We start from the raw sequence: 14,767 nt of genomic DNA, 5'->3' as shown, positions 1-14,767 counted from the left end.
CGTCACGAGCGGCTGCGTATCCGAGGGATTCCGGTGAGTGGGTCGACGGGCCGGTGGTGCACGCCATCCGCGTCCTCCACCGGATAACCTTCCCGAGCCCAGTACTCGAATCCGCCGATCATCTCGCGCACCGCGTAGCCGAGGCGGGCGAAGGCGAGGGCCGCCTTCGCGCCGGCGTTGCATCCGGGACTCCAGCAGTAGACGACGACCTCGCTGTCGGCAGGGATCTCTGCAGGCGCTCGGGTCTCGATCTCGCTGTAGTGCATGTGCGTCGCGCCGGCGACGCGTCCCTGGGCCCAGGCTTCGGCGGAGCGCACGTCGATCACGACCAGCGGCTTCCCCGCTCTAAGGTCGGCATGGACGTCACTGGCGTCGGTCTCGTAGGCGAGCTTGGCGGCGAAGTAGTCGGCGCGATCGATCATGTCTCTCAGAGTAGGAGAGGCACGGGTCGGTCCGCGCTCATCAATCGGTCGCTCGTGGGTCTTTTCCGGCCAGGTGCGTCCGGTCGTCGACCTCGGCCGTCATCTGCACCCGGCGACCGTAGCGATCGATCCCGAGCTCTGCTTCGGTGTCGATCAGAGCTCGCTGGAAAGCCGTCTCGGGGAGGCTCTCGAGGAATCCGCAGGTGGCGTAGAACGGTGCGTTCCAGGGCACCTCGGCGTACGTGCGCAGTGTGACACGGGAGTAGCCACGTTCGTGCGCCTCACGCAGGGCGGCGCGCACCAGAGCGCGCCCGTGCCCCTGCCGTCCCGCCGAGGGAATCACCGACAGCTGTTCGAGGTGCGCGTGTCCGTCCGCGTCGAGCACGTGCACGAATCCGACGGGGGAGCGCGTGTCCTCGTCTTCGATGAGCAGAATGAACCCGGGAGCCGCGAGGCGGGCCGCGCCGTCCTCTGCGTCGGGCCACTCCCAGGCGCCGAGAGCGTCGATGAGGAGGGCATCCGCTGCCGACTCGATCGCCTGCACGTGTTCGGCGTCGGTCGAGAGGGCAGGGCGGATTGTGCCGCTCACCGTCAGGCTCCCTGCACCGCGGCGATCGCCTCGATCTCGACCAGCTGGTCGTCGTACCCGAGCACCGTGACACCGAGAAGGGTGCTCGGGACATCGTGGGATCCGAATGCCGCTTCTACGACGTTCCAGGCGGTGACGAGGTCAGCTTGGCGTGTGGAGGCCACCAGCACGCGCGTGCTGATGACGTCTGTCAGTGCGGCACCCGACGCGGCGAGAGCGCCCCGCAGGGTCTCGACGCAGCGCGCTGCCTGAGCAGCGTAGTCGCCCGGGGCGGTCGTGGAGCCATCGTCTTCGAGCGGGCAGGCGCCGGCCAGGAAGATGAGGCGGGAGCCGGCGGGAGCCGTCGCGGCATAGGCGTACGGGGTGTCGGCGAGGGAGTCGGAACGGATGAGTCGGACTACGGACGTCATGCTTCGATCCTCCCATGGGAACATCGAAGGGCCCTGTCCGCGTGGACAGGGCCCTTCGAGAGGGGGAGCGGCGGGACGTTACTCGCCGTCCTCCGACTTCTTCTTGCGAGGCTTCTTCACGGGCTCGGTCGCGATGACCGTGCTCGGGGTGTTCGGCGTCTCGTCGACGTGGTCCTCGGTCGCCTCGATCGGGGCATCCGGGAATCCGGCGCGCTCGTGAGCTCCCTGGATCTCGGCGACCTCGGTCTCCTCGTTGTGAGCCGTGACGTGGTGCTGGTGTGCATCCGCGGCTGCGACCTCGGCCTGAGTGAGGGGCGCGAGACGGTCCTCGAAGAACCAGCGCGACATCGACGACCGGAGGTTCTCCGTCCACGGGATGCGGCCCTTGGCGTTGGGGCGCACGACGAGCGGCTCGTAGCCGTCGACGTCGATGAGCTTCCACCGGTCGTACTGATCGACCGGCTGGTGCACCTCGATGAACTCGCCACCGGGAAGGCGGACGATGCGTCCCGACTCGAAGCCGTGGAGAACGATCTCACGATCCTTCTTCTGCAGCGCGATGCAGATGCGCTTGGTCACGAAGTAACCGAGGATCGGCCCGAGGAACAGCAGAGCCTGGAGCGTGTGGATGACACCCTCCATCGTGAGCATGAAGTGCGTCGCGATGAGGTCCGAGGAGGCTGCAGCCCAGAGCACGGCGTAGAAGATGACGCCGGCCACGCCGATGGCGGTGCGGGTCGCCGCGTTGCGCGGACGCTGCGCGATGTGGTGCTCGCGCTTGTCACCGGTGATCCACGCTTCGATGAAGGGGTAGATCGCGACGGCGACGATGAAGAGTCCGAGCACGGCGACCGGAACGAGGATGCCGAACGACCAGGTGTGGTCGAGGAAGACGACGTCCCAGTTCGAGGGCGCCAGACGCAGCGCGCCGTCCGCGAAGCCGATGTACCAGTCGGGCTGGGTTCCGGCGGACACGGGGGAGGGGTCGTAGGGACCGTAGTTCCAGATCGGGTTGATCTGGAAGAAGGTCGCGATCAGCACGATGGTGCCGAAGACGATGAACAGGTATCCGCCCATCTTCGACATGTACACCGGCATCATCGGGTAGCCCACGACGTTGTCGTTCGTGCGGCCAGGGCCGGCGAACTGCGTGTGCTTGTTGATGATCATGAGCATGAGGTGCACGACGATCAGGGCGATCACCAGCATCGGCAGCAGCAGGATGTGCAGCGAGTACAGGCGCCCGACGATGTCGGTACCGGGGAACTCGCCGCCGAAGAGGAGGAACGAGGTCCAGGTGCCGATGAGCGGGAGGCCCTTGACCATGCCGTCGATGATGCGGAGACCGTTACCCGAGAGCAGGTCGTCGGGGAGGGAGTATCCCGTGAAGCCCTCGGCGAGAGCGAGGATGAACAGCACGAAGCCGATCACCCAGTTGAGCTCGCGCGGCTTGCGGAACGCGCCGGTGAAGAACACGCGGAGCATGTGCACGCCGATACCGGCCACGAAGACCAGGGCGGCCCAGTGGTGGATCTGACGGACGAGCAGACCGCCACGGAGGTCGAACGAGATGTGGAGCGACGACTCGAGCGCCGCGGACATCTCGATGCCGCGCATCGGAGCGTACGCACCGGTGTAGTGGGTCTCGACCATCGACGCCTGGAAGAAGAACGTCAGGAAGGTTCCGGACAGGAACACGACGACGAAGCTCCACAGGGCGATCTCACCCAGCATGAACGACCAGTGGTCGGGGAAGATCTTGCGTCCCAGCTCCTTGACGATGCCGGAGAGGCTGGTGCGCTCATCGATGTAGTTCGACGCGGCGCTGACGAATCGGCCGCCGAGAGGCGCCTTGGTGTCCTTGTCCTCTTTGGACAGCGTTGCGGTGCTCAATGGCGCTCCCAGAAGCTCGGGCCGACGGGCTCGGTGAAGTCACTGCGCGCGACGAGGTACCCCTCGTCGTCGACGGTGATGGGCAGCTGAGGCAGCGGGCGCGCGGCCGGTCCGAAGATGACCTTGGCGTGATCCGTCACATCGAACTGCGACTGGTGGCAGGGGCAGAGGAGGTGGTGGGTCTGCTGCTCGTAGAGCGCGACCGGGCATCCGACGTGGGTGCACACCTTGGAGTACGCGACGATGCCGTCGTACGACCAGTCCTTGCGGTCCTCGGCCTCGATCAGCTGCTCGGGGCGCAGACGCATCATCAGCACGATGGCCTTCGCCTTCTCCTCGAGGTAGCCGTCGTGGTGGCTCAGCTCGGCCAGGTCGGCCGGGATCACGTGGAAGGCGGAACCGAGCGTGACGTCGGCGGCGCGGATCGGCGTGCCGTCCGGGTCGCGGACGAGGCGCATTCCCTCTTCCCACATGGTGTGCTTGAGCAGGTGCACCGGGTCGCCCGCGTAGGGGTCCTCCGGGGTGGCATGCGGGGCCAGGCCGCGGAACAGCGTCACGCCGGGGATGATCGACGCGACGAGCGCTGCGAACAGCGAGTTGCGGATCATCGTGCGGCGTCCGAAGCCGGACTCCTCGTTGGCGTCGGAGAACGCCTTGATCGCGGCCTCGCGGGTCGAGTCCTTGCCGCGCGTCGGGTGACGGTGCTCGATGTGCTCCTTGTCGGACATGAGCGCCTTCGACCAGTGGATCGCTCCGAGGCCGAGGGAGAGCAGCGCCAGGGCGATGCCGAGTCCGATGAAGAGGTTGTTCTGACGGATGTCGATGAGAGCGCCGCTCTCGATCGGGAACAGCATGTAGGCGGCGACCGCCCAGATGCTGCCCGCGAGAGACAGGTAGAACAGCGTGTAGACAGTGCGGACCGCGGCCTTCTCCGCGCGCGGGTCCTTGTCGGTCATCCGCTCGCGGTGCGGCGGCAGGCCCGGGTTCTGCACAGGGTCGCTGACTGCGACGCCCAGCCCCGGAGAGGGCTGGTAGGCCCTGTCAAGAGCCTGCGAGTCGTCGTCGTGTGCCATGGTGCTCCTCGTACGTTCCTCTTCGATGATTAAGCGTCAGTTGGACTTCGCCGTGATCCACACGGTGATGGCGACGAGTGCGCCGATGCCGAAGATCCAGACGAACAGGCCCTCCGAGACCGGTCCGAGCGATCCGAGGGAGAACCCGCCGATCTGCACGGACTGCTGCTGGTACAGGAGAGCCGAGATGATGTCGCGCTTGTCTTCGTCCGACAGGTTCATGTCGCCGAAGACGGGCATGTTCTGGGGGCCCGTCACCATGGCCGCGTACATGTGCAGCGCGCTGGTCTCGGTCAGGGCCGGGGCGTACTTGCCCTCGGTGAGTGCTCCACCGGCGGCGGCCACGTTGTGGCACATCGCGCAGTTGACGCGGAAGAGCTCGGCTCCGTGAGCCACGTCGCCCTCACCGTCGAGGATGCGCTCCTCGGGGAAGGTCGGGCCGGGGGCCGTGGACTGCACGAACGACGAGATCGCGAGGATCTGGTCCTCGGTGAACTGCGGCTCCTTCTGGGGAGCCTGCGGTCCCTGCATCTGCAGGGGCATGCGGCCCGTGGAGAGCTGGAACTCGGTGGCGAGCTCGCCGACACCGTAGAGGCTCGGCCCGTTGGGCGTGCCCTGCAGGTCGAGGCCGTGGCAGGTGGCGCAGTTCGCCTGGAACAGCTTCTCGCCGTCCTCGACGGTCAGCGTGGTCGCCGCGGTCTGCGTGTCGGTCGCGGCGAAGGCCGCGGATGCGCCGGCGTACACGGCGCCGGTGATCATCAGGCCTGCTCCGATGAGGGCCGCGGCAGCCAGGGGGCTGCGGCGACCGCCAGAACGGCGCTTCTTCTCTCGTGCCATCTCGGGGATCAGCTCCGCTCTTATTTCAGGAAGTAAATTACGACGAACAGCACGATCCAGACGACGTCGACGAAGTGCCAGTAGTAGGACACCACGATCGAGGAGGTCGCCTCCTTGTGCCGGAAGTTCTTGACGGCGAACGCGCGTCCGATGACGAGCAGGAACGCGACGAGCCCGCCCGTCACGTGCAGTGCGTGGAAGCCGGTGGTCAGGTAGAACGCGGAAGCGTACGAGTCGGCGCTGATGGGCATTCCCTCGGCGACGAGCTGGGCGTACTCCCAGACCTGACCCGAGACGAAGACCGCGCCGAGGGCGAAGGTGAGGAAGAACCACTCGACCATGCCCCAGCCGAACAGGCGGCGACGGCCTGCACCGTTCTTCTGGCCCTTGCCGATCTTGTAGGCCTGGAGGTCCTCGGCTGCGAAGACGCCCATCTGGCAGGTGAACGACGAGAGCACGAGGATCGCGGTGTTCACGAATGCGAACGGCACGTTCAGCAGTTCGGTCCGGTCGGCCCAGAGTTCGGGGGAGGTGCTTCGGAGCGTGAAGTAGATCGCGAAGAGTCCCGCGAAGAACATCACTTCACTGCCGAGCCACACAATGGTGCCGACAGCTACCGGGTTGGGCCGCTTGATGGTTCTCGCCGCCGGGGCATACGTCGCTGAGGTCGTCACCGTTCCATTATGGCCGATTCCCGGGGGTGATTCTTGCACCCGGACACCTCGTTTCGCCAGCTTTTCACTTAGGTAACCCTAAGAAAACACTGCGAATCGTCGGTGAATCCGCGGGAAATCGCGGGTGCTCCGGCCGTCGGCATCCGTGACAGACGAGATGCACGTTTTCTCGGCGCCGATAGGATCGCACACATGGCTGAATCCCTGACCTGGTCCGATGTGCTCACCACTCTCCTGGAGCGTCGCGACCTCAGCGTCTGGGAGTCGACGTGGGCCATGCGTCAGATCATGCGGGGCGATGTCAGCGAGGCCCAATTGGCGGGATTCCTGATCGCGTTGCGTGCGAAGGGCGAGACGATCGACGAGATCGTCGGTTTCCGCGATGCGATCCTCGAAGCGGCCGTCCCGCTCCCGGTGTCGCCGGACGTCCTCGACATCGTCGGCACGGGTGGGGACCGTGTCGGCACCGTGAACGTCTCGACGACCGCGGCCATCATCATCGGTGCGATGGGCATCCCGGTCGTGAAGCACGGCAACAGGGCGGCGAGTTCGGCGTCCGGCTCCTCGGATGTGCTCGGCGCTCTCGGGCTCGAGCTCACGCTCGATCCGGCCGCCGTGGCGTCCATCCTCGACCGCACGGGGATCACCTTCGCCTGGGCGGGTGCGTTCCACCCCGGTTTCAAGCACGCGGGAGCCGTGCGATCGCAGCTCGGCGTACCCACCGTGTTCAACATGCTCGGCCCTCTCTGCAATCCGGCTCGCGCCGAGGCGAACGCCGTGGGCGTGGCGCAGCTCGAGCGCGTGCCCCTGATCACCGGAGTGTTCCGCACGCGCGGCGCCACCGCGCTGGTCTTCCGCGGCGATGACGGACTCGACGAACTCACCACCACCGGCCACAGCCGGATCTGGGAGGTCACCCGAGGAGATGTGCACGAGCACGATCTGGATCCGCGGGACCTCGGCATCCCGCTCGCCGAACTCTCGGACCTTCTCGGAGGGGTGCCGGAGCACAACGCGACCATCCTGCGTCGCACGCTCGAGGGGGAGCGGGGAGCGGTGCGCGACATCGTGCTGCTGAACGCTGCAGCGGGCATCGTCGCCTTCGAGCTCTCCCAGGACGCGGCTCAGGTGCAGCGTCCGATCCTCGAACGCCTGCGCAGCGCGTACGAGCGTGCGGCCGCCGCGATCGACGATGGGCGGGCGCTGTCGAAGCTCGACGAGTGGATCGGCGTGAGCCGGGAGCTCGCCGCCGGCTGAGGCGCATCATGGAACCGGTCGCCGCACTGCTCGAGATCGCTTCGCTGCTCGAGCGCGAGCGGGCGTCGAGATATCGGGCCAAGGCCTTCCGACAGGCAGCCGCGGTCTTCGAGTCGTTGCCCGCGGACGTGCGCACAGATCCGAACCGGCTCCGCGCGGCCCCGGGGATCGGTGCGTCTACCTTCTCGGTGATCCGTCAGGCGCAGGAGGGCATGGTCCCCGACTATCTGGTCGAGCTCCGTGGCGACGTGGAGCCGGAGCGCATCTCCGACCTGCGGCGGAAGCTGCGCGGCGATCTCCACGCGCACACCGACTGGTCGGACGGGACGACGTCGATCGCGGTGATGGCGGCCGCAGCGCGCGCACAGGGCCACGAGTATCAGGCGATCACCGATCATTCGCCGCGCCTGCGAGTGGCACGCGGGCTCTCGGCGGAGCGATTGCGCGAGCAGATCCCTCTCGTCCGGGCCGAGTCCGGCGACGGCTTCACGCTCCTGGCCGGCATCGAGGTCGACATCCTCGACGACGGCGTGCTCGACCAGGAGGACGGGCTTCTCGGCGATCTGGACATCGTCGTCGCGTCCGTGCACTCGAAGTTGCGGATGGATGCCCGCTCCATGACCCGTCGGATGCTCGCAGCGGTGGCGCACCCGCGGGTGAACGTGCTCGGCCACTGCACGGGACGCCTCGTGCAGGGTGAGCGCGGCACCCGCCCGCCGTCGGAGTTCGACGCGGCCGCCGTGTTCGCGGCGTGCGCCGAGAACGGCGTCGCCGTCGAGATCAACTCCCGCCCGGAGCGTCAGGATCCTCCGGACGAGCTGATCGCGCTCGCTCTCGAAGCCGGATGCCTCTTCTCGATCGACTCGGATGCGCACGCCCCCGGTCAGCTGTCGCTTCTCGACCACGGCGCCGAGCGAGCGGAGCGCGCGGGGGTGCCGGCATCCCGGATCGTGACGACCTGGGGGCTCGAGCGTCTGCTCGCGTGGGCGGAATGAGGGTCAGGCGGAACCGGTGACCTTCTCGATCGCGGCGATCGCGCGGTTCATCGAGGAGGTCAGATTCCACTTCGCGGCGAGAGAATCGGCCGCGTCGCGGGCGACGTCGTCGAACGGATGCAGCGGCGTGCCCGGCGCGGAGATGTCGAGTCCGGTGGCCACCGCGACGACCGTGGGGGCGACGTCGAGGTAGTCGCTCGCCGCGAGGATCTTCGCGCGGACGCCGGCGCTCATCCCCTCGCCCGCGGCGGCCGCCGCACGGATGCCGTCGAGATCGGCATGGGTCTGGAGGAGCGTCGCCGCGGTCTTCTCGCCGACGCCGGCGACGCCGGGAAGGCCGTCCGAGGCGTCGCCGCGCATCGTCGCGAAGTCGGCGTACTGGCTGGGGAGTACTCCGTACTTGGCGACGACGGTCGCGTCGGTCACGATCTCGAGGTTGCTCATGCCGCGGGCGGTGTAGATCACGCGGACGTCGCTCGCGTCGTCGACGAGTTGGAAGAGGTCGCGATCCCCGGTGACGATGTCGACCGGAAGGGCGGATGCCGTGGCGAGCGTGCCGATCACGTCATCGGCCTCGTGCGCCGCGACGCCGATGATGGGGATGTCGAGAGCCGCGAGCGTCTGACGGATGAGAGGGATCTGCGCCTCGAGCGGATCGGGCACCTCTTCGACGTCCGGGGCGTCCGCGACGACCTCGACGACGCGGTGACCCTTGTAGCTGGGAATGAGGTCGACGCGCCACTGCGGACGCCAGTCGTCGTCCCAGCAGGCGATGACCTGGGTGGGCTCGTAGAGCGTGACGAGCTTCGCGACGATGTCGAGCAACCCACGGGCCGCGTTGATGGGGGAGCCGTCCGGTGCGGTGACCTTGTCAGGCACCCCGTAGAACGCACGGAAGTAGAGGCTGGCGGTATCGAGCAGCATCAGGCGATCGGTCACGGGGACAGTCTCGCACGGGCATCCGACGCCCGAGCCCCCGCAGCATCCCGAGATCTGGTAATCTGAAGCGTCACTCGTGGCGTGCATACGCATGCTCTCGTGACGATCAATCCAATCCAATCGCTGTGAAGCAGGATATCGGCCGTGCGCGGTCGCTGTTCACGGCCTGAGTTTCCATTCACAAGGACAACCCACTACATGACTACCGCAACGACCGCCCCGGCCACCAAGCAGGTCGCCATCAACGACATCGGATCTGCTGAGGACTTCCTGGCCGCGGTCGAGAAGACCCTGAAGTTCTTCAACGATGGCGACATCATCGAGGGCACGATCGTCAAGATCGACCGCGACGAGGTCCTCCTCGATGTGGGCTACAAGACCGAGGGTGTCATTCCCTCGCGCGAGCTCTCCATCAAGCACGACGTCGACCCCAACGAGGTCGTCGCCGTCGGCGACCTGGTCGAGGCCCTCGTCCTCCAGAAGGAGGACAAGGAAGGCCGTCTGATCCTCTCCAAGAAGCGTGCGCAGTACGAGCGCGCCTGGGGAGACGTCGAGAAGATCAAGGAGAACGACGGCGTCGTCACCGGCACCGTCATCGAGGTCGTCAAGGGTGGCCTCATCGTCGACATCGGCCTCCGTGGCTTCCTCCCGGCTTCGCTCATCGAGCTCCGCCGCGTCCGCGACCTCACGCCGTACCTCGGCCAGGAGATCGAGGCCAAGATCCTCGAGCTCGACAAGAACCGCAACAACGTCGTGCTCAGCCGCCGCGCGCTGCTTGAGCAGACGCAGTCGGAGTCGCGCACCACGTTCCTGAACAACCTCCACAAGGGCCAGGTCCGCAAGGGTGTCGTCTCGTCGATCGTCAACTTCGGTGCGTTCGTCGACCTGGGCGGCGTGGACGGCCTCGTGCACGTCTCCGAGCTGTCCTGGAAGCACATCGAGCACGCCTCCGAGGTCGTCGAGGTCGGCCAGGAGGTCACCGTCGAGATCCTCGAGGTCGACCTCGACCGCGAGCGCGTCTCCCTGTCGCTGAAGGCGACGCAGGAGGACCCGTGGCAGGTCTTCGCCCGTACCCACGCGATCGGTCAGGTCACCCCGGGTAAGGTCACGAAGCTCGTTCCGTTCGGTGCGTTCGTGCGCGTCGCAGACGGCATCGAGGGCCTCGTCCACATCTCCGAGCTCTCCAGCAAGCACGTCGAGCTGGCCGAGCAGGTCGTCTCCGTCGGCGAAGAGGTGTTCGTCAAGGTCATTGACATCGACCTCGAGCGTCGTCGCATTTCGCTGTCGCTGAAGCAGGCCAACGAGTCGGTCGACCCCAACGGCACCGAGTTCGACCCGGCCCTCTACGGAATGGTCGCCGAGTACGACGAGAACGGCGAGTACAAGTACCCGGAGGGCTTCGACGCCGAGACCGGTGCGTGGAAGGAAGGCTTCGACGCCCAGCGCGAGGCATGGGAGCAGGAGTACGCTGCTGCCCAGGCTCGCTGGGAGGCGCACAAGGCTCAGGTCACCAAAGCGGCCGAGGCCGAGGCGGCGGCCGGCGAGGACTTCGGCGGACAGTCGTTCTCGAGCGAGACCGCTGGTGCGGGCACGCTTGCCGACGACGAGGCTCTCGCGGCTCTCCGCGAGAAGCTCTCGGGTGGCAACGCCTAAGCAGCATCACGTCAGGAACGGGTCGTCACCTTCGGGTGGCGGCCCGTTCCGCGTTCTCCCGCGTGACAGGATGGAGACCATGCCCCTCATCGCGCTCACCGGCGGCATCGCGTCCGGGAAGTCGACCATCGCCCGACGGCTCGCCTCGCACGGTGCGATCCTCGTCGATGCGGATCAGATCGTGCGTGACGTCCAAGCGCCGGGGAGTCCCGTGCTCCGTCGGATCGCCGCGGAGTTCGGTGACGGCATCATCGCCGACGACGGGTCGCTGGACCGCCCGGCGTTGGGTGCGCAGGTCTTCGGAGACCCCGAGCGGCTTCGCGCCCTGAACGCGATCGTGCACCCGGCCGTTCGCGCCGAGTCCCAGCGGCGCTTCGAAGAGGCTTTCGCAGCCGATGAGGACGCGGTCGTCGTCTACGACGTCCCGCTCCTGGTGGAGGCGCGCGTCGACGACCCCTGGGACCTCATCGTCGTGGCGCACGCTCCCGAGACGGAGAGGCTGCGTCGTCTCGTCGAGATCCGCGGAATGGACCCGAAGTCGGCGAAGGAGCGCATCGACGCCCAGGTGTCCGACGATCAGCGTCTCGCGATCGCCGACGCGGTGATCGACACGTCCGGATCTCTCGACGAGACCGAAGCCCGCACCGACGCCCTATGGGAGCGGATCCGCGCGCGGTGAGCGAACCGTTCACCGGCCATGCTCCGGGATCACGGGAGTATCGCCGACTGATCATCGGGCTCTTCTTCGCCGGCGTCGCGACATTCGCCCAGCTCTACGCCACCCAGGCCGTCCTTCCGCAGATCGCCTCCGACCTCCGGATCGGACCGGCATCGGCGGCCCTGAGCGTGTCCGCCGCAACGCTCGGGCTGGCGGCGGCCGTCGTCCCCTGGTCGATGGTCGCCGATCGGATCGGACGGATCCCCGCGATGGCGACGGGGGTGATCATCGCCACCGTGCTCGGCATCTGCGCGCCGCTGAGCGACGGCATCCTCCCGCTGCTGATCCTGCGGCTGGGGGAGGGCATCGCGCTGGGCGCCGTGCCCGCCGTCGCCCTCGCCTACCTGAGCGAAGAGGTCCGCTCCTCGCACGCGGCGGCGGCCGCGGGCAGCTACATCGCGGGCACCACGCTCGGCGGGCTGACGGGGCGCCTCGTGGCCGGCGGCATCGGAGAGGCGGGCGGGTGGCGTGCGGGGGTCTGGGGCGTCGCCGCGGTCTGCATCGTCTGCGCCGTTCTGTTCCTCTGGCTCACGCCGCGCGCCCGCGGCTTCCTTCCTGCGGCGCGAGGCGGCGGCCCGGGGATCCTCGCGCGACTTCTGCGTCCGCTGCGTTCCGCGCCACAGCTCGCCCTCTACGCGCAGGGTTTCCTTCTGATGGGTGCCTTCGTCGCGGTCTACAACTATCTCGGCTTCCATCTCGCGGCTCCACCGTTCCTGCTCCCGGCCTGGCTGGTGACCCTGCTGTTCGTTGCCTACCTCGCCGGCACGGTCTCCTCGCCCTGGGCGGGATCGCTCGCCAGCAGGTTCGGACGCTACCCCGTGCTGCTGGTCTCGATCGGCGTCACCGCGTCGGGCGCGGTACTCCTGGCGATGCCGACCACGGGACTGGTGCTCACCGGACTCGTGCTGTTCACCGCCGGGTTCTTCGGTGCCCATGCGATCGCCTCCGGGTGGGTGCCGACGGATGCCGATCCGGCGGTGCGCGCGCAGGCGTCGTCGCTCTACTATTTCGGCTACTACGCCGGATCGAGCCTGTTCGGATGGATCCTCGGTCTCGTCTTCGGAGGGCTGGGATGGGAGTGGTTCATCGCCGGCATCCTCGCGATGTGCGCCGCATCCGCGGCGATCGCGGCGCTCGCTCTGCACGCGTCTCCTTCCGGAAGAGTGTGAGAGCCGTTCGCCCGAAGGGGAAGCGGGCCCCGATGTCGGTGGCCCCGCCTACGCTGGACGTATGGAACCCACCCGTAGCGTTCGCCCGTTCGAGGTCATCAGCGAATACGCGCCCGCCGGTGATCAGCCCCAGGCCATCGCCGAGCTCGCCGCGCGCATCAACGCCGGGGAGACGGACGTCGTGCTGCTGGGGGCGACGGGTACGGGAAAATCGGCGACGACCGCATGGCTCGTCGAGCAGGTGCAGCGCCCCACTCTGGTCCTCGCGCACAACAAGACGCTCGCGGCTCAGCTCGCGAACGAGTTCCGCGAGCTCATGCCGAACAACGCGGTCGAGTACTTCGTCTCCTACTACGACTACTACCAGCCCGAAGCGTACGTCCCGCAGACCGACACCTTCATCGAGAAGGACTCGTCCATCAACGCCGAGGTCGAACGGCTGCGGCACTCGACGACGAACTCGTTGCTCAGCCGCCGCGACGTCGTGGTGGTGTCGACCGTTTCCTGCATCTACGGACTCGGTGCTCCCGAGGAGTACCTCCGTGCGATGGTCGCCCTGCAGGTGGGGGAGCGGTACGACCGGGACGCGCTCATCCGCCAGTTCATCGCGATGCAGTACAACCGCAACGACGTCGACTTCTCGCGGGGCAACTTCCGCGTGCGGGGCGACACGATCGAGATCATCCCCGTCTACGAGGAGCACGCGATCCGCATCGAACTCTTCGGTGACGAGATCGAAGCGTTGTACTCCCTCCACCCGCTCACCGGCGAGGTGATCGAGAAGCTCGACGCCGTGCCGATCTTCCCCGCGTCGCACTACGTCGCGGGAACCGATGTGATCCAGCGCTCGATCGGCACGATCGAGACAGAGCTGGAAGAGCGCCTCGCCGAGTTCGAGAAGCAGGGGAAGCTGCTCGAGGCGCAGCGGTTGCGCATGCGCACCACCTTCGATCTCGAGATGCTGCAGCAGCTCGGATTCTGCTCGGGCATCGAGAACTACTCGCGCCACATGGACGGTCGCGCTCCGGGGGAGCCGCCGCACACGCTGCTCGACTTCTTCCCGGACGACTTCCTCCTCGTCATCGACGAGTCGCACGTCACCGTGCCCCAGATCGGTGCGATGTACGAGGGTGACGCCTCGCGCAAGCGCACGCTCGTCGACCACGGATTCCGTCTGCCGAGTGCGATGGACAACCGTCCGCTCCGATGGGACGAGTTCAAGAACCGCATCGGGCAGACCGTCTACCTCTCCGCGACGCCCGGGAAGTACGAGATGGGGATCGCCGACGGGATCGTCGAGCAGATCATCCGCCCGACGGGCCTGGTCGATCCCGAGATCATCGTGAAGCCCTCGAAGGGGCAGATCGACGACCTGCTCGAGGAGATCCGTCTGCGCGTCGAGCGCGATGAGCGCATCCTCGTCACGACCCTCACGAAGAAGATGGCCGAGGAGCTGACGGACTTCCTCGGCGAGCACGGGGTTCGCGTCCGCTACCTGCACTCCGATGTCGATACTCTGCGTCGTGTCGAGCTGCTGAGCGAGCTGCGTTCCGGGGTGTACGACGTGCTGGTCGGAATCAACCTCCTGCGTGAGGGCCTCGATCTCCCCGAGGTCTCGCTCGTGGCGATCCTCGATGCCGACAAAGAGGGCTTCCTGCGTTCCGGGACGTCGCTCATCCAGACGATCGGGCGTGCGGCGCGAAACGTGTCGGGCGAGGTCCACATGTACGCCGACAAGATGACCGACTCGATGGCGAAGGCGATCGAGGAGACCGATCGTCGTCGCGAGAAGCAGGTCGCGTACAACAAGGAGCACGGGATCGACCCGCAGCCGCTGCGGAAGAAGATCGCCGACATCACCGCCGTTCTGGCACGCGAGGGGGCGGACACCGCCGAGCTGATGTCGGGGAGGGGGCGTGCGACGGGCAAGGGCAAGTCGCCCACGCCGAACCTCCGACGTACGGGGATCGCCGCGGAGGGAGCACAGCAGCTGGAGGCGACGATCCAAGACCTCTCGGATCAGATGCTGGCGGCTGCCGCCGAGCTCAAGTTCGAGCTGGCAGGGCGACTCCGCGACGAGGTGCAGGACCTCAAGAAGGAACTGCGCGCCATGGAGCGGGCCGGTCACGCCTGAGGGC

Annotated in this window: 14 protein-coding genes; 6 read left to right on the top strand and 8 right to left on the bottom strand. The window is 67.3% G+C overall.

The features are described 5' to 3' along the window. Positions 1-2: 2 nt before the first annotated feature. The 7 genes from ACZ5Y9_RS11570 to ctaE all read right to left on the bottom strand — a co-directional run bounded on the left by ACZ5Y9_RS11570 (position 3) and on the right by ctaE (position 5,898). Positions 3-422 (bottom strand): rhodanese-like domain-containing protein, encoded by a 420-nt coding sequence (locus tag ACZ5Y9_RS11570; protein ID WP_464471387.1) that lies wholly within the window; start codon positions 420-422, stop codon positions 3-5. Positions 423-462: 40 nt separating this feature from the next. Then, on the bottom strand, positions 463-1,011 hold the full coding sequence (locus tag ACZ5Y9_RS11565) for a GNAT family N-acetyltransferase (protein WP_464471386.1): 549 nt from the start codon (positions 1,009-1,011) through the stop codon (positions 463-465). Positions 1,012-1,013: 2 nt separating this feature from the next. Continuing rightward, positions 1,014-1,421, bottom strand: coding sequence for a RidA family protein (locus ACZ5Y9_RS11560; RefSeq protein WP_247622110.1), 408 nt, complete (start codon positions 1,419-1,421; stop codon positions 1,014-1,016). A gap of 78 nt (positions 1,422-1,499) precedes the next feature. Further along, a complete protein-coding gene (qcrB, locus tag ACZ5Y9_RS11555; protein WP_464471385.1) occupies positions 1,500-3,314 on the bottom strand; it encodes a cytochrome bc1 complex cytochrome b subunit in 1,815 nt (604 codons plus the stop codon). Continuing rightward, entirely contained in the window at positions 3,311-4,387 is a 1,077-nt protein-coding gene (qcrA, locus tag ACZ5Y9_RS11550) for a cytochrome bc1 complex Rieske iron-sulfur subunit (protein ID WP_247631967.1), read from the bottom strand. Before qcrA ends, qcrB begins: the two co-directional genes overlap by 4 nt. A 36-nt stretch (positions 4,388-4,423) precedes the next feature. After that, a complete protein-coding gene (qcrC, locus tag ACZ5Y9_RS11545) occupies positions 4,424-5,224 on the bottom strand; it encodes a cytochrome bc1 complex diheme cytochrome c subunit (RefSeq protein WP_247622113.1) in 801 nt (266 codons plus the stop codon). Between the two features lie 20 nt (positions 5,225-5,244). Then, a complete protein-coding gene (ctaE, locus tag ACZ5Y9_RS11540) occupies positions 5,245-5,898 on the bottom strand; it encodes an aa3-type cytochrome oxidase subunit III (RefSeq protein WP_440748432.1) in 654 nt (217 codons plus the stop codon). Positions 5,899-6,090: 192 nt separating this feature from the next. Between ctaE and trpD the strand changes: the two genes are divergently transcribed. Continuing rightward, the gene (gene trpD / locus ACZ5Y9_RS11535; RefSeq protein WP_464471384.1) at positions 6,091-7,155 is read left to right on the top strand and encodes an anthranilate phosphoribosyltransferase; all 1,065 of its coding nucleotides are present in this window, start codon (positions 6,091-6,093) and stop codon (positions 7,153-7,155) included. Between the two features lie 8 nt (positions 7,156-7,163). Next, positions 7,164-8,150, top strand: a complete 987-nt coding sequence (locus tag ACZ5Y9_RS11530) for a PHP domain-containing protein (protein ID WP_247622115.1) — start codon at positions 7,164-7,166, stop codon at positions 8,148-8,150. A 3-nt stretch (positions 8,151-8,153) separates the two neighbouring features. Here the strand turns inward: ACZ5Y9_RS11530 and ACZ5Y9_RS11525 are convergent, their stop codons facing one another. After that, a complete protein-coding gene (locus ACZ5Y9_RS11525; protein WP_464471383.1) occupies positions 8,154-9,089 on the bottom strand; it encodes a 5'-3' exonuclease in 936 nt (311 codons plus the stop codon). 198 nt (positions 9,090-9,287) lie between these two features. On the opposite strand from ACZ5Y9_RS11525, the gene rpsA reads away from it, so the two are divergent. The 4 genes from rpsA (at position 9,288) to uvrB (ending at position 14,763) form a co-directional block, all read left to right on the top strand. Further along, positions 9,288-10,742: a 30S ribosomal protein S1 gene (gene rpsA / locus ACZ5Y9_RS11520; RefSeq protein ID WP_247622117.1), complete on the top strand. Its 1,455-nt coding sequence runs from the start codon at positions 9,288-9,290 to the stop codon at positions 10,740-10,742. Positions 10,743-10,821: 79 nt separating this feature from the next. Continuing rightward, positions 10,822-11,421 (top strand): dephospho-CoA kinase, encoded by a 600-nt coding sequence (coaE, locus tag ACZ5Y9_RS11515; protein WP_247622118.1) that lies wholly within the window; start codon positions 10,822-10,824, stop codon positions 11,419-11,421. Next, positions 11,418-12,629: an MFS transporter gene (locus tag ACZ5Y9_RS11510; protein WP_247622119.1), complete on the top strand. Its 1,212-nt coding sequence runs from the start codon at positions 11,418-11,420 to the stop codon at positions 12,627-12,629. The genes coaE and ACZ5Y9_RS11510 overlap by 4 nt, the downstream gene beginning before the upstream one ends. A 61-nt stretch (positions 12,630-12,690) precedes the next feature. Further along, complete coding sequence (gene uvrB, locus ACZ5Y9_RS11505; RefSeq protein ID WP_247622120.1) at positions 12,691-14,763, top strand: excinuclease ABC subunit UvrB; 2,073 nt, start codon at positions 12,691-12,693, stop codon at positions 14,761-14,763. The last annotated feature ends 4 nt before the right edge of the window (positions 14,764-14,767 follow it).

The sequence above is a fragment of the Microbacterium sp. T3-8 genome, from assembly GCF_055398145.1.
This window is presented reverse-complemented; position numbering and strand designations above follow the sequence as displayed.

What these genes read in the sequence shown, in the direction of transcription:
- uvrB (WP_247622120.1), top strand. Translation starts at nt 12,691, where the DNA reads ATGGAACCCACCCGTAGCGTTCGCCCGTTCGAGGTCATCAGCGAATAC.
- qcrC (WP_247622113.1), bottom strand. Translation starts at nt 5,224, where the DNA reads ATGGCACGAGAGAAGAAGCGCCGTTCTGGCGGTCGCCGCAGCCCCCTG.
- ACZ5Y9_RS11570 (WP_464471387.1), bottom strand. Translation starts at nt 422, where the DNA reads ATGATCGATCGCGCCGACTACTTCGCCGCCAAGCTCGCCTACGAGACC.
- trpD (WP_464471384.1), top strand. Translation starts at nt 6,091, where the DNA reads ATGGCTGAATCCCTGACCTGGTCCGATGTGCTCACCACTCTCCTGGAG.
- ACZ5Y9_RS11560 (WP_247622110.1), bottom strand. Translation starts at nt 1,421, where the DNA reads ATGACGTCCGTAGTCCGACTCATCCGTTCCGACTCCCTCGCCGACACC.
- qcrA (WP_247631967.1), bottom strand. Translation starts at nt 4,387, where the DNA reads ATGGCACACGACGACGACTCGCAGGCTCTTGACAGGGCCTACCAGCCC.
- rpsA (WP_247622117.1), top strand. Translation starts at nt 9,288, where the DNA reads ATGACTACCGCAACGACCGCCCCGGCCACCAAGCAGGTCGCCATCAAC.
- coaE (WP_247622118.1), top strand. Translation starts at nt 10,822, where the DNA reads ATGCCCCTCATCGCGCTCACCGGCGGCATCGCGTCCGGGAAGTCGACC.
- ACZ5Y9_RS11530 (WP_247622115.1), top strand. Translation starts at nt 7,164, where the DNA reads ATGGAACCGGTCGCCGCACTGCTCGAGATCGCTTCGCTGCTCGAGCGC.